The following is a 14,235-nucleotide window of genomic DNA, read 5'->3' on the forward strand; positions in this document are numbered from 1 at the left end:
TCACGATTCATTTCATACCTTGATGAATATCCGCTTGCGGTAGAGGAGCCACATCAAGAACCACCACAGGGCCACATAAGAGGCGCCCCAGGCCGCGGAGGAGACCCGGTCGCCGAGCCAATGCGGGATCCAGCTCTGATAAAGGCTTTGATACAGATAAGTCTTGAGGCGGATGGCGTGCCCCGGGCCGTCTGTCCAGCGGATCCAGACCACGGAATAGGACATGAGCCCCACGCCGACGTAGGCGGCGATGGCGTTGCTGCCGTAGACGATGAAAGGCTGGGCCCAGGCCCTGATGCCCCGGATATCGATGAGCCAGTAGAACAGCGCCAGGCCCAGGAAGGCCCAGCCCGAGGTGGCCAGGACGTAAGAGGGCGTCCAAAGATTCTTATTGAGCGGAAGTCCGCGCGCCCAGAGCAGGCCCGCCGCGAGCAGCAAAGACCCGGCTAGGGCCAGGGACCCCAGCTTGCGCGCAGCGCTGCGGCCCGGCTTGCGCAAGAGCTGCCCGCAGAGCACTCCGGAGAGGGTCGTGGCCAAAGCGCCCAGCGTGGAGAGCAGACCTTCCGGGTCGTGCCCCAGCCCGGTCTTGCGGTCGATCTCGTATAGCCAGGGCAGCATGAGCTTGCTGTCCACGCGGTCGACGACGTTCGCGAACCTTTCCAATGAGCCCAAGCGCAGGATGAGTGCGTAGGCGGCCAGCAGGCCCGCGGCCCACAGCGCCTGGCCCAGGGCCTCGGTCCGCAGGACGATGATGGAGGTGCAGAGGTAGCAGAAAGCGATGCGCTGCAGGACCCCGTAGAAGCGGAAATGCCCGAGGAAGGCGCCCCAGGCGAAGAGGGCCAGGAGCGCGTTGAGGGCCGAGAGCAGGAGGGTGCGCCGGATGATCGGAGCGATGGGCGGACCGTCCTGGGCGCGCTTGCCGAAACTGTAAGTCATGGCCACGCCCATGATGAACAGGAAGAAGGGGAAGATGAGGTCCGCGGCGGTGCAGCCGTTCCAGTCCGCGTGCGCCAGGGGGGGGAAGACATGGTCCCAGTCTCCCGCGTTGTTGACCAGGAACATGGCCGCGATGGTCGCGCCCCGGAAGGCGTCCAGAGACAGGAGGCGTCCGGGCTGGGCTGGCGCGGGGGAGGTCTGCCTGTCCATGCCGAGAGTCTAACAATTTCATATAATCCCATGGCCCGTGTTTGACCGGATCCGGCTCCTCCTTTTCGGCGCGCCCCGAGACCTCAACGACCCGCAGCTGCACCATCGCGTCTCGCTGGTGGCCTTCCTGGCCTGGATAGGCTTGGGCGCGGACGGGCTGTCCTCTTCCTGCTACGGCCCTGACGAGGCTTTCCGGGCCCTAGGCCCCCACTCGCACCTGGCCATCCTGCTCGCCGTCATGACCGCGGTCACCATCTTCGTCATCGCCGTGGCCTATTCCAACGTCATCGAGCATTTCCCAGGCGGCGGCGGCGGCTACCTGGTGGCGACCAAGCTCCTGGGCGAGAAGGCCGGCGTGGTCTCGGGCTGCGCTTTGATCGTGGATTACGTCCTGACCATAACGGTGTCGGTGGCCAGCGGCTGCGACGCCCTCTGGTCGTTTTTGCCTCCGCATTGGGCGGCCTACAAGCTCTGGGCGGAGTTCTTGGTCCTGGTATTCCTCGTGGTCCTCAATCTGCGCGGGGTCAAGGAATCCGTCACCGCGCTGGCCCCCATCTTCCTGCTCTTCGTGGGCACGCACGTCTTCCTCATCCTCTACGCCTTGGGCAGCCATCTGACCGGCCTGCCCGCGATCCTGCACGGGGCGGCCTCCGACCTGCACTCTTCCGTCAGTTCCATCGGAGGCTTGGCCGTGGGACTCATCGTCCTGCGCGCCTACTCCATGGGCGGCGGCACCTACACGGGCATCGAGGCCGTGTCCAACGGAATCACCATGCTGCGCGAGCCGCGGGTGCAAACCGGCAAGAAGACCATGGCGCTCATGGCCAGCTCGCTGGCCTTCACGGCCGGGGGTATCCTGATGGGCTACCTGCTGGTGGATGCCATGCCAATGCCGGGCAAGACCATGAACGCGGTCCTGCTGGAGAATCTCTTCTCCTCCTGGAGGTTGGGCGGGCTCCCCCTGGGGCAGGTCGTCATCATCACGACCTTGCTCACGGAAACGGCCATCCTTTTCGTGGCGGCGCAGACGGGCTTCCTGGGCGGGCCTCCGGTCCTGGCCAACATGGCCGTGGACTCCTGGGCGCCCCGTATGTTCGCGCAGCTTTCGGAGCGTCTGGTGGCCAAGGACGGGGTCCTGCTCATGGGCGCCGCGGCCATCGCCGTGCTCTTCTACACCCGCGGCAACATCACGACCTTGGTGGTCATGTACTCCATCAACGTCTTCCTCACCTTCTCGCTGACCGAACTGGGCATGACGCGGCTTTGGAGCGGCCTGCGGGGCAAGGACCCGCGCTGGAAGGTCCAGTTGCCCATCCATGTCACGGGACTGGTCATGTGCGTGTGCATCCTCGGCGTGACCCTCTACGAGAAATTCTCGGAGGGCGGCTGGGTCACCGCGGCCATCACCGGCTGCGCCATCGGCCTGTGCCTCCTCATCCGGCGCCATTACAATGCGGTCCGCTTCGAGATGCGGCGGCTCGACAGCCTGCTGGATATCCCCGTGCCCACCAACGGGCCGGCCTTGCCGGAACTGGACAAGACGGCGCCGACCGCGGTGGTCATGGTGGGCGGCTTCTCCGGCTTCGGCTTGCACCAGGTCCTCTCCATCCAGAGGCTGTTCCCTAACCACTTCAAGACCTTCGTCTTCCTATCCGTAGGCGTGGTGGATTCGGGCAACTTCAAGGGCTCCTCCGAGATCCAGCGGCTGGAGGAGCGCACCTCCGGGGAGCTGCAGCGCTACGTGGACTGGTGCCGGGCCCACGGCTTCCAGGCCGCCTACCGTTTCGCCCTGGACACGGAGACCGTCCCCGCCCTGGAGAGATTGTGCCTGGAGGTGGGCAAGGAGTTCCCGCGCGCCATCTTCTTCTCGGGCAAGCTCATCTTCAAAGAGGAGAAGTTCACCCAGCGCTTCCTGCACAACGAGACCGCCCTGGCCATCCAGCGGCGCCTGCAGTTCGACGGCCTGCAGACCGTGGTCCTGCCTATCCGGGCCTGACCGCGGATTTGGTATAATCACTTAGCACAGCCTAAAGCCGATGCCTACGGCATCGGCTGCGGGGGACCCAAACTCCCCGGAAGTCACGGGGATGGGGCGCAGGGCGCGAGAAAAGCGCGTCCAGGTCACTTCCATGACCCAGCCCGTCAGCTAACCTCGCCGGCATTTGGAAGGGTGATCCTGCCGACCGCCGTCGCGGCCCTGGGTCCCCAGGGAGAGCGACTCGCATGTTCGACCGGCTCCGGCTCCTGCTGTTCGGCGCGCCCCGCGACCTCAACGACCCGCAACTCTATCATAGGGTCTCTTTGGTCGCCTTCTTGGCCTGGGTCGGCTTGGGCGCGGATGGGCTGTCCTCCTCCTGCTACGGCCCGGACGAGGCATTCCGCGCTTTGGGCCCGCACTCGCATCTTGCCATCCTGCTGGCCCTGATGACGGCCGTCACCATCGGTGTCATAGCCATCGCCTACTCCAACGTCATCGAGCATTTCCCGGGCGGCGGAGGCGGCTACCTGGTGGCGACCAAGCTCCTGGGCGAGAAGGCCGGGGTGGTGTCCGGCTGCGCCTTGCTCGTGGACTATGTCCTGACCATCGCGGTGTCCATCGCCAGCGGCTGCGACGCCCTCTGGTCCTTCCTGCCTCCGCAGTGGGCGGCCTACAAGCTCTGGGCGGAATTCGCGGTCCTGGTATTCCTCGTGGTCCTGAACATGCGCGGCGTGAAGGAATCCGTCACATTCCTGGTCCCCATCTTCCTGCTCTTCGTCGCCAGCCACGTCTTCCTCATCCTCTACGCCTTGGGCAGCCATCTGACCGGCCTGCCCGCCATAGTCCATGGCGCCGCCTCGGACCTGCACACATCGGTCCGTTCGATCGGGCCCTTGGCCGTGGGCCTCATCCTCCTGCGCGCCTACTCCATGGGCGGCGGGACCTACACGGGCATCGAGGCCGTGTCCAACGGCATCAGCATCCTCCGCGAGCCCCGGGTGCAGACCGGCAAGAGGACCATGGCGCTCATGGCCGGGTCCTTGGCCTTCACGGCCGGGGGCATCCTGCTGGCCTATCTGCTGGTCGAAGCGGTGCCGGAGGCGGGCAAGACCATGAACGCGGTCCTGCTGGAGCGGCTCTTCGGCTCCTGGAACCTCGGTCCGCTGCCTCTGGGCAAGGGCATCGTGATAACGACCTTGGTCTCCGAGGCGGTGCTCCTTTTCGTCGCCGCACAGACCGGATTCCTGGATGGGCCGCGCGTGCTGGCGAACATGGCCGTGGACTCCTGGGTGCCCCGCCGCTTCTCCCAGCTCTCCGAGCGCCTAGTCACCAAGGACGGCATCCTGCTCATGGGCGCCGCGGCCATCGCCGTGCTCTTCTACACCCGCGGCGACATCACCATGCTGGTGGTCATGTATTCCATAAACGTCTTCCTCACCTTCTCGCTGACCGAACTGGGCATGGCCCGGCACTGGCTCAAGGAGCGGCAGACACAGCCGCGCTGGAAGAGCCAGTTCGCCATCCAGGCCGCGGGCTTGGTCATGTGCCTGAGCATCCTCGGCGTCACTCTTTACGAGAAGTTCTCGGAGGGCGGCTGGGTCACGGCGGCCATCACCTGCGGGGTTATAGCCATCTGCTTCCTCATCCGCCGACACTATAACAAGGTGCGCTATGAGATGCGGCGGCTCGACAGCCTGCTCGACATCCCGGTGCCGCAGGACCAGCGCGAGCTCCCGCCCTTGGACAAGAAGGCGCCGACCGCGGTGGTCATGGTGGGGGGCTTCTCCGGCTTCGGCCTGCACCAGATACTCTCCATCCAGAAGCTGTTCCCCCAATACTTCAAGAACTTCGTTTTCCTGTCCGTGGGCGTGGTGGATTCCGGGAATTTCAAGGGTTCCTCGGAGATTCAACGGCTCGAGGAGCGGACCGGCCAGGAACTGCAGCGCTATGTGGACTGGTGCCAGGCCCACGGCTTTCCCGCCGCCTACCGCTTCGCCATGGACACGGAGGCCGTCGCCGCGCTCGAGGAACTCTGCCGCGAGGTCTTTCGCGAGTTCCCGCGCGCCATCTTCTTCACCGGCAAGCTGATCTTCAAAGAGGAGAAGTTCACCCACCAACTCCTGCACAACGACACGGCCTTCGCCATCCAGAGGCGCCTGCAGTTCGACGGCCTGCAGACCGTGATCCTGCCCATCCGGGCCGGTTGACGATCAATCGCTCGGCGCTTCGAGCCGGTAGCCGACTCCGGGCTCGGTCTTGATATGGCGCGGCCTCACCGGGTCGCCCTCGATCCTGTGCCTGAGCTGATGCACGCAGATGCGCACGGATTCGGGACTGGCATCGCCTGCTTCATGCCAGACCTCCCTGATGAGCTGCTTCTGAACCACGACGCGGCCGGCGTTGCGGACCAGCACCGCCAGGAGTTCGTATTGGAGGGGGGACAGGCGCACTTCCTTCTTGCGGACCCACACGCGGCGCGCGGCCAGGTCCACTTTAAGGCCTTCGTGCTCATAGACCGGCGGCTGGTCCTCCGGTCTTTGTTCAGCATGGCGGAAGGCCACGCGCATGCGCGCCAAGAGCTCTTCTACTCCGAACGGCTTGGTCAGATAGTCATCCGCGCCCGCGTCGAGCCCTGCGATCTTGTCGTTTTCCTGGCCCCGGGCGGAGAGGATGATGACCGGAGCCGCGGTCCATTGGCGCAGGCGCTTCAAGACATCGATGCCGTCCATGTCCGGAAGCATCAGGTCGAGGAGGACCATGTCGGGCTTGCGCGCGGCGGCCGATTCCAAGGCGCTGCGGCCATCGGTGGCTTCGATGACGCGGAAGCCGTTCTCCTGCAGCGCCGAGCGCAGGAAGCGCAGGATCGGCAGCTCGTCTTCTACCACCAGGACCGTCCGCTCACTCGCGGCCATGAGCCCCTCCCAGCGGCAGTGTGAAGCGGAATACGGCTCCGCCTCCGGCGCGGTTCTCCGCCCAGATCTTGCCGCCATGGGCTTCGACCACGGCACGACAGATGGCGAGGCCCAAGCCGGCCCCGGCCGAGGCTGATTTGGCGTGATAGAACTTCTCGAACACCTGCTCCTGCTCGCCTGCCGCCAAGCCGGGGCCGCGGTCCGCCACTTCGATCCGCACCGAATCATTCTCAAGCCTTGCTGAGAGCGCTATGGCCGTGCCGGCCGGGGTATGGCGGGCGGCGTTCTCCAGCAGATTGACGAAGACCTGTTCCATCAGCACGCTGTCGAGCGGGACCATGGGCAGGTCCTCGGGGATGCCCGTGGCCACCTCTCGTCCGGTCAGGGACTTCTCCACTCGCCCCAAAGAAGTGCCCACCAGATCCTCGATGGAGTGCGGCTCCTTGCGCAACTGGATATTGCCGGAGGTCAGACGCGTGGTCTCGATGAGGTTGTGCACGAGCCGGGAGAGCCGTTCCCCCTCCTCCCGGATATTCTCCAGGAGCTCCCGTTCATTATCGCCCCTCTGCGCGCCGCTCTGGAGCAGGCTGCTTGCCGAGCCGATGATGGCCGCAAGAGGCGTGCGCAAATCGTGGGACACCGAGCTCAACAGCGAACTGCGCAGGCGTTCCTTCTCCGCGTCCAGTTGGGCCTGCTTGGCGTTGTCCTGCAGGCGGTCGACTTCGAGCGCCAGGGCCAACTGGTGCGCGAAGGACTCCAGCAGGAGCATCTGATCCGGGATGAGCAGGCGCTCGCGCACCCGGGGCCGCACGCGCAGGACTCCCACGGAGCCTTCCGCGCCGATGAGCGGGGCGTAGAGCGCGTCTACGACCGGCAAGGTCTGCGTGCCCAGCCCCGCCGACTGGCCGAGGTCGAAGACCCACTGCGCCACGCTGCGCTCTTTCTCATCGAGCTCCCGCTTGGCGCCCGAGGCGGCTTTCACCTCGAGCCGGCCGTCCGGTCCCGACATCAAGGCGATGATCTCGCTGTCGAAGACCTGCGCCACATGGCGCACGGCCACCTCCAGGATGGCGTCCACGCCGCGGGTGCTGGCGAGCTGGCGGCTCAGGGCGTGCATCATGGCCGTGCGCATCTCGCCGAGCCGGGCCGACTCGGCCTGGGCCCGCATGCGCACGGTCAGCTGACTGATGATCAGGGCCAAGACGAACATGACCAGGAAGGTCAGCAGGTATTGGGTATCCGAGACCGAGAGGCTGAACCGAGGCGGCACGAAGCAGAAGTCGAAGGCCAGGACGCCCAGCGCGGCGGAAAGGATGGCGGGCCCGCGGTGTCCCCGCGTCGCGACCAGAAGGGTGCCGAGGAGATAGACCATGACGAGGTTCGCCAAGGAGACGAAGGGGAACATCCCGAAACAGGCCGCGGTGCAGACTGCCACGGCCAAGGCGCAGACGCCATATTCCGTGGTCGGTGCGAACCTGGGAGTCAGGACGCCCGGGGAGGGAGCCGCGGGGCCCGGCTCGCCGCGGATCACGTAGACGTCGATATCTCCGCTGCGGCGTATGAGATCGTCTACGACGCTGCCGGTCATGAGTTCCAGCCAGCGGGGGCGCCCCGTCTTGCCTACGATGATCTTCGTGACGTTGCGTTGCCGCGCCAGGTCCAAAGTCCCTTCCACTACGTCGCGTGAGGACAGGGACAAGGTCTCCGCGCCCAGACGCTCGGCCAGGCGCAAGTTCTCGATGGCGCCGGCGTGCGCGGCCTCCGAGAGCGCCTGCCGCTGGGACTCCACGAAGACCGCGAGCCACTGGGCGCGCAGTCCGGCGGCCAAGCGCTTGGCCGCGCGCACGAGCTTCGCGGAATTGGGCCCGGGGCCCACGCAGACCAGCAGGCGTTCCGCCGTCGGCCAGATCGTGCCCGGCGCCTGCCGGCGGCGCTGCTCCTCGACGCTCACGCCGACGCCCTCGGCGGTGGCGCGCAGGGAGAGTTCGCGCAGGGCGTTCAAGTTCGAGAGCTTGAAGAAGCTCTCGACGGCGCGGGCGGCCTGCTCCGGGATGTAGACCTTGCCCTCGCGCAGGCGTACCAGGAGTTCCTCCGGCGGCAGGTCCACCAGTTCCACGTCGGCGCGCTCCAGCACGGAATCCGGGACCGTCTCCTGGACAATCACGCCCGTGATCTGAGCGACCACGTCGTTGAGGCTCTCCAGGTGCTGGACGTTGAGGGTGCTGTAGACGTCGAAGCCCCGGTCGAGCAGCTCCGCCACGTCCTGCCAGCGTTTGGCGTGGCGGCAGCCCGGGGCGTTGGTGTGGGCCAATTCGTCGATGAGCATGAGGGCGGGCTTGCGCAAAAGAGCGCCATCGATGTCGAATTCCGTGAGCTTGACGCCCCGGTGGTCGATGCTCTTGCGGGGCAATATCTCCAGCCCCTGGAGCAAGGCCTCGGTCTCCTGGCGCCCATGCGTCTCGACCAGGCCGATAAGCACGTCGACACCCTCGGCCTTCCTGCCCTGGGCGGCTTGCAGCATGGAGTAAGTCTTTCCGACTCCGGGCGCGGCGCCCAGGAATACCTTGAGGCGGCCTCTGCCGTGCCGAGCCTGGTCCTGTCTGGCCTCGGCCAGGAATGCTTCAGGTGAGGGGCGCCTTGGTTCCATCAGGCCCCCATTCAACCGCTTTTATGCATATTATTCAATTCGAGATTCAATTCCAGGACGTTGACCGCCGGTTCGCCAAGGATGCCGAGCCACCGGCCTTGGGTGTGCCGCTCGATGAGGAGCCGTATATCCTCCTCGGGGATGCCGCGATGACCGGCCACCCGGCGGGCCTGATAATACGCGGCTGCCGGGCTGATGTGCGGGTCCAGGCCGCTGGCCGAAGCCGTGACCAAGTCCACTGGGATCGGGTCCGTGTTGCCGCGGTCCGCGTCCTTGAGCGCCTGGATGCGCGCCTGCACCGCCTTGAGCAAAGCGGGATTGAGAGGGCCGAGGTTCGAGCCTGAGGAATTGGAGGCGTTGTATGGCACGTCCGTGGCCGAGAGGCGTCCCCAGAAGAATTTCGGGTCATCGAAGGGCTGGCCTATGAGCTGGGAGCCTGCCGGCTTGCCCTCTCGCAGCAAAAAGCTCCCGTTGGCCTGCCGGGCCAGGCACAGCTGCGCCACGGCGGTGACGGCGAGCGGGTAGATGAGCCCGGTCAAAGCCGACAGGACGGCCAGGGCCAGGATCGCGGTCTTCAATTGTCTGATGAACATGATTCCCTCTATATGAGATGCAGCGCCACGAGCAGCATGTCGATGAGCTTGATGCCGACGAAGGGCGCGATGATGCCGCCCACCCCGTAGATGAGGATATGGTCCCGCAGGAGACGGACCGCGGGCACGGCACGGTAGCGGACTCCCTTGAGGGCCAGAGGGATGAGCAGGATGATGACGAGGGCATTGAAGATCACGGCCGAGAGGATGGCGCTCTCGGGCGTGGACAGATGCATGATGTTAAGCACCTTCAAGGCGGGATAAGTGCCGGCGAAGGCGGCCGGGATGATGGCGAAGTACTTTGACACGTCGTTGGCCACGCTGAAGGTGGTCAGGGCTCCTCGCGTGATCAAAAGCTGCTTGCCGATCTCCACGATCTCGATGAGCTTGGTGGGGTTGGAGTCGAGGTCCACCATGTTGCCCGCTTCCTTGGCCGCCTGCGTGCCCGCGTTCATGGCCACGGCCACGTCCGCCTGCGCCAGGGCCGGGGCGTCGTTGGTGCCGTCTCCGGCCATGGCCACCAGGCGTCCGCCGCGCTGGGCCTCGCGGATGAGTTCGAGCTTGGCCTCGGGCGTGGCCTGCGCGAGGAAGTCGTCCACGCCGGCCTCGGCCGCGATGGCTGCCGCGGTCATGGCATTGTCGCCGGTGATCATCACGGTCTTGATGCCCATGGCCCGCAGTTGGGCGAAGCGCTCCCGGATGCCGCCCTTGACGATGTCTTTGAGGTGGATGACTCCCAGGACCTGCTGGCGGTCCGCGACGACCAAGGGCGTGCCGCCGTCCTTGGCGATGCGCTCCACGCTGGCCGTGACCTCGGCGGACATGCTGCCGCCCCGTTCCTTGACGTAAGCGGCGATGGCGTCCGTCGCGCCTTTGCGGATATTACGCCCGTCGTGGAGGTCCACGCCGCTCATGCGGGTCTGGGCCGAGAATGGGATGAAGGCCGCGCCCAGGTCGTGGATGCGGCGCTCGCGGATGCCGTATTTGTCCTTGGCCAGGACCACGATGCTGCGGCCTTCCGGCGTCTCGTCCGACAGCGAGGCTATCTGCGCCGCGTCAGCCAGCGTTTCGGTCGTCACGCCCTGGGCCGGCAGGAAAGCCACGGCCTGCCGGTTGCCCAGCGTGATGGTCCCGGTCTTGTCGAGCAGGAGCACGTCCACGTCGCCCGCCGCCTCCACCGCGCGGCCGGACGTGGCGATGACGTTGGCCTGGATCATCCGGTCCATGCCCGCTATGCCGATGGCGGCCAAGAGCCCGCCGATGGTGGTGGGGATCAGGCAGACCAAAAGCGCCACCAAAGCGGTCACGGTGACCGCGCTGCCCCGGCCGGCCGCGCCCACGCTGAAGAGCGAATAGGGCAGCAAGGTCGCGGTGGCCAGGAGGAAGATGATGGTCATGCCCGCGAGGAGTATGCTCAGGGCGATCTCGTTGGGGGTCTTCTGCCTCTTGGCTCCTTCCACCATGGCGATCATCTGGTCGAGGAAGGTCTCCCCGGGATTGGCCGTGACGCGCACCACCAGCCAGTCCGAGAGCACCGTGGTCCCGCCGGTCACCGCGCTGCGGTCGCCGCCGCTCTCGCGGATGACCGGGGCGCTCTCCCCGGTGATGGCCGCCTCGTTGACCGAGGCCACGCCCTCGATGACCTCGCCGTCCATGGGGATGATGTCTCCGGCCTCGACGAGCACGAAATCGCCCTTGCGCAGCTCGCCGGAATAGACCTTCGCCGCAGCGGCGTCGCGCTTGGGCCCTGCGAGCTTCTTGGCGAAGACGCTCTGTCGCGACTCGCGCAAGGTGGCGGCCTGGGCCTTGCCGCGGCCCTCGGCCATGGCCTCGGCGAAATTCGCGAAGACCACGGTGAACCACAGCCAGACCGAGATGCCCAGGATGAAGCCGGCCGAGGCTTCGCCATGGCCGAGCCAGGCTTGGAAGAAGAGGCCCGTCGTGAGCAGGCTTCCCACTTCCACCACGAACATGACGGGATTCTTGATCTGGTGGCGGGGATCGAGCTTGCGGAAGGAATCCAGGGCCGCCGGCCAGACGATGGCGGGATCGAACAGCTTCTTCGGCTGGTGCGTATGGATCATATCAGCTCCCGAGCATCATGAGATTCTCCGCGATCGGCCCCAAGGCCAGCGCCGGGAAGTAGGTGAGAGCGCCCACGAAGATGACGATTCCCACCAAGAAGAAGACGAACAGCGGGGTGTGCGTGGGCAAGGTCCCGGCGCTCTCCGGCACATGCTTCTTGCGCGCCAAGGACCCGGCGATGGCCAGCACCGGCAGCGCGATCCAGAAGCGGCCTAGGAACATGGCCAGAGCCAGGATGACGTTGTAGAACAGCGTGTTGACCGAGAGCCCGGCGAAGGCGCTGCCGTTGTTGTTGGTCGCGGAGGTGAAGGCGTAAAGGATCTCGCTGAACCCGTGCGGGCCGGGGTTGGCAATGCCGGCTTTGCCCGCGGCCGTCAGCACGCCGATCGCGGTCCCGACCAGCACGACCGAGGGCGTGACCAGGACGCCGATGGAAGCCATCTTCATCTCGTAGGCTTCGATCTTCTTGCCCAGGTACTCCGGCGTGCGGCCGACCATAAGCCCGGCCAGAAACACCGCGATGATGGCATAGAGGAGCATCCCGTAGAGCCCGGAGCCCACCCCGCCGTAGACCACCTCGCCCAACTGCATCATGAACAGGGGGACCATGCCCCCGAGCGGGGTGAACGAGTCGTGCATAGAGTCGACCGCTCCGCAGGACGCCGCGGTGGTCGCGGTGGCGAAGACGGCCGTGTCCGCGATGCCGAACCGGGCTTCCTTGCCCTCCATGTTTCCGCCGGGCTGCAGGGCCGAGGCGGCCTGGTCCACGCCCAGCGGGGAGAAAGCGGGATTGCCCCGCTGTTCCATGACCACGCAGAACCACATCAGGGGCACGAAGATGATCGTCATGGCCGCTAAAAGGGCCCAGCCTTGGCGCTTGTCCCCGACCATTTGGCCGAAGACGTGGCACAGCGCCGCGCCGATGAGGAGGAGCCCCACCGTTTCTAGGAAATTAGTCAGGGGCGTCGGGTTCTCGAAAGGATGCGCGGAGTTCGCGTTGAAATAGCCTCCGCCGTTGGTGCCGAGCATCTTGATGGCTTCCTGGGAGGCCACGGGTCCCAGGGCGATGATCTGCTCGCTCACGGCCTTGCCGTTGGCGTCCTTGGTCGCCTGCAGGAGCGGGATCGTGGCGCTGGGCTTGAGCGTCTGGGGCGAGCCCTGCCAGACCAGGACGATGGCGAAGACCGCGGACATGGGCAGGAGTATGTAGAGCGTGGTGCGCACCATATCCACCCAGAAATTGCCGATGGTCTGCATCTGTTTGCGCGCGAACCCCCGGATGAGGGCGACCGCCACCGCGATTCCGGTGGCCGCGGAGAGGAAATTCTGCACCGTGAGCGCGAGCATCTGGGTGAGATAGCTCATGGTGGTCTCGCCGGTATAGTCCTGCCAGTTCGTGTTCGTGACGAAGCTGACCGCGGTATTGAAGGAAGAGTCCGGGGCTACCGGGCCCAGGTGCATGGGGTTCAAAGGCAGATGCTGCTGGACGCGCTGGATGAGATAGACCGCGAAGATCCCCGCGGCGTTCAAAAGCAGCATGGCCAAGGCATAGGTCTGCCAGGACATCTCCTCGTCTGGATTGGTGCCGCAGAGGCGATAGATGAGCCGCTCGATGGGACCCAACGCACGCCCTAGGCCCGGGGCGCGGCCCTCATAGACGCGAGCCATGTAGGTCCCGAGGGGCTTGGACAGCGCCAGGAGCGCGGCCAAGTACACGGCGCACTGCAGGAGGTTGTTGGCGTTCATTCGAATATCTCCGGCTTGAGCAAGGCGGCAAGGAGGTAAAGGAACAGCAGGACGCTGACGATCCCTCCGATCCAATATGTGGCGGTCATGGGCTGCCTCCTAGAGTATCTCGAAGAGCCGGATCAGCGCCAGAGACCCGCCGACCAAGGCCGCGATGATGGCGATGAAAAGTATGTCCATGGGATATCCTCTGCTATCGCGGGTTGGCGGGGGCAGCGGCGATGGGTTCCTGCTGGATGGCTTGCTCCAAGGCGGCCAACGCATCCTGACAGACCGACGTCACCTTGCGTTTCTGATTCAGGGAGATGGCGAGAGACCGGACATTGGTGTTCGCTCGGGAAAGCTTGAGGATCTGCGTTTTCAAACCGCTGAACTGACCGTAGCATGACGCGGCGGCCTTAAGATTGGGGTTCCTGCCGGCCTTGAGGAGAACGGCCAGACTATCCAGATCTTTGCGTACTTCGCGGTCCTCGATCGCCATCAGGGTTTCCAGGTCGCCCATCTTCCGGGGGCTCTCCTCGGCGATGTGCGGCGGCAGCAAAGTCTGGATGCGCAAAGCTCTGATCCGCGCATCGTTGGCCAGCAGGACGATTCGCCTGGCCTCGGCGGATGCGCCTTCGGCATTGGGGGTCACGACGCGGAGAAGCGCCGCGTCCATTCCCTTGAGGGCCTCGGCGGCCGGACCAAAGGCGAGGCTGTAAGCCTTGAGGTTGGTGTTCTGCACCGCCAAGTCCAACAACTCTTTGTCGACGCGCTGAAGCTCGGTGAACGCGCGGGAGAATCGCTCCAGCAGTTCCTCTTCGTCCTTCGAGCCGCTCGCCTGCAGCAGTCCGAGCAACTCCTGGCGTGTGCGCACCAGCGCCGACGTGGCCGACCGGGATTGCGCCGCGAACGTCTGCGAGTCCTGATCGGTCGTGGCCATGACGGCGCTCTTTTCCGCCTCGGCGGACGAAGCCAGAGCCGAGCGCATCTGCCCCACTAATGCGATCCGCCTGGCTTGGCGGGCGAGTTGCTCCGCGGGATTCTGCTCCTTGTGGAAATGAAAGATCACCAGCATGATCCCCAGTTGGATCACGACTCCAACAGCCATCCAGATGGAGAACTTAAGGCCGGGCTTCATTGTCATCG

At 65.5% G+C, this 14,235-nt stretch carries 10 protein-coding genes and 1 riboswitch; of the genes, 2 read left to right on the forward strand and 8 right to left on the reverse strand.

From position 1 onward, the window contains the following. Window positions 1-12: 12 nt before the first annotated feature. Window positions 13-1,146, reverse strand: coding sequence for a heparan-alpha-glucosaminide N-acetyltransferase domain-containing protein (locus NTY77_09000; GenBank protein ID MCX5795616.1), 1,134 nt, complete (start codon window positions 1,144-1,146; stop codon window positions 13-15). Window positions 1,147-1,183: 37 nt separating this feature from the next. Here NTY77_09000 and NTY77_09005 point away from each other — a divergent pair, with 37 nt between their 5' ends. Further along, window positions 1,184-3,142, forward strand: a complete 1,959-nt coding sequence (locus tag NTY77_09005) for an APC family permease (GenBank protein MCX5795617.1) — start codon at window positions 1,184-1,186, stop codon at window positions 3,140-3,142. Window positions 3,143-3,173: 31 nt separating this feature from the next. Continuing rightward, a riboswitch (cyclic di-AMP (ydaO/yuaA leader) is annotated at window positions 3,174-3,322 on the forward strand. Window positions 3,323-3,369: 47 nt separating this feature from the next. Then, window positions 3,370-5,331, forward strand: coding sequence for an APC family permease (locus NTY77_09010; GenBank protein ID MCX5795618.1), 1,962 nt, complete (start codon window positions 3,370-3,372; stop codon window positions 5,329-5,331). A 3-nt stretch (window positions 5,332-5,334) separates the two neighbouring features. Here NTY77_09010 and NTY77_09015 read toward each other — a convergent pair whose 3' ends face one another. From NTY77_09015 to NTY77_09045, 7 genes are all read right to left on the reverse strand, one after another. Continuing rightward, complete coding sequence (locus tag NTY77_09015; protein MCX5795619.1) at window positions 5,335-6,036, reverse strand: response regulator; 702 nt, start codon at window positions 6,034-6,036, stop codon at window positions 5,335-5,337. Next, complete coding sequence (locus tag NTY77_09020) at window positions 6,023-8,683, reverse strand: sensor histidine kinase KdpD (GenBank protein MCX5795620.1); 2,661 nt, start codon at window positions 8,681-8,683, stop codon at window positions 6,023-6,025. Before NTY77_09020 ends, NTY77_09015 begins: the two co-directional genes overlap by 14 nt. An 11-nt stretch (window positions 8,684-8,694) precedes the next feature. Continuing rightward, window positions 8,695-9,276 carry a potassium-transporting ATPase subunit KdpC gene (kdpC, locus tag NTY77_09025; protein MCX5795621.1) on the reverse strand — a complete coding sequence of 194 codons (582 nt, stop codon included), beginning with the start codon at window positions 9,274-9,276 and terminating at the stop codon, window positions 8,695-8,697. Between the two features lie 8 nt (window positions 9,277-9,284). Further along, the gene (kdpB, locus tag NTY77_09030) at window positions 9,285-11,360 is read right to left on the reverse strand and encodes a potassium-transporting ATPase subunit KdpB (protein MCX5795622.1); all 2,076 of its coding nucleotides are present in this window, start codon (window positions 11,358-11,360) and stop codon (window positions 9,285-9,287) included. Between the two features lies 1 nt (window position 11,361). After that, window positions 11,362-13,107: a potassium-transporting ATPase subunit KdpA gene (kdpA, locus tag NTY77_09035; protein MCX5795623.1), complete on the reverse strand. Its 1,746-nt coding sequence runs from the start codon at window positions 13,105-13,107 to the stop codon at window positions 11,362-11,364. Next, window positions 13,104-13,196 (reverse strand): K(+)-transporting ATPase subunit F, encoded by a 93-nt coding sequence (gene kdpF, locus NTY77_09040; GenBank protein ID MCX5795624.1) that lies wholly within the window; start codon window positions 13,194-13,196, stop codon window positions 13,104-13,106. Before kdpF ends, kdpA begins: the two co-directional genes overlap by 4 nt. 104 nt (window positions 13,197-13,300) lie before the next feature. Continuing rightward, on the reverse strand, window positions 13,301-14,233 hold the full coding sequence (locus NTY77_09045) for an MCP four helix bundle domain-containing protein (GenBank protein MCX5795625.1): 933 nt from the start codon (window positions 14,231-14,233) through the stop codon (window positions 13,301-13,303). Between the last annotated feature and the right edge of the window lie 2 nt (window positions 14,234-14,235).

This window comes from Elusimicrobiota bacterium (genome assembly GCA_026388095.1).
In the GTDB taxonomy this organism is placed as follows: domain Bacteria; phylum Elusimicrobiota; class Elusimicrobia; order UBA1565; family UBA9628; genus UBA9628.

Excerpts from the sequence above, each read along its gene's own strand:
- kdpA (MCX5795623.1), bottom strand. The coding sequence starts at position 13,107 with ATGAACGCCAACAACCTCCTGCAGTGCGCCGTGTACTTGGCCGCGCTC.
- NTY77_09010 (MCX5795618.1), top strand. The coding sequence starts at position 3,370 with ATGTTCGACCGGCTCCGGCTCCTGCTGTTCGGCGCGCCCCGCGACCTC.
- NTY77_09015 (MCX5795619.1), bottom strand. The coding sequence starts at position 6,036 with ATGGCCGCGAGTGAGCGGACGGTCCTGGTGGTAGAAGACGAGCTGCCG.
- NTY77_09000 (MCX5795616.1), bottom strand. The coding sequence starts at position 1,146 with ATGGACAGGCAGACCTCCCCCGCGCCAGCCCAGCCCGGACGCCTCCTG.
- NTY77_09045 (MCX5795625.1), bottom strand. The coding sequence starts at position 14,233 with ATGACAATGAAGCCCGGCCTTAAGTTCTCCATCTGGATGGCTGTTGGA.
- kdpF (MCX5795624.1), bottom strand. The coding sequence starts at position 13,196 with ATGACCGCCACATATTGGATCGGAGGGATCGTCAGCGTCCTGCTGTTC.
- NTY77_09020 (MCX5795620.1), bottom strand. The coding sequence starts at position 8,683 with ATGGAACCAAGGCGCCCCTCACCTGAAGCATTCCTGGCCGAGGCCAGA.
- kdpB (MCX5795622.1), bottom strand. The coding sequence starts at position 11,360 with ATGATCCATACGCACCAGCCGAAGAAGCTGTTCGATCCCGCCATCGTC.
- kdpC (MCX5795621.1), bottom strand. The coding sequence starts at position 9,276 with ATGTTCATCAGACAATTGAAGACCGCGATCCTGGCCCTGGCCGTCCTG.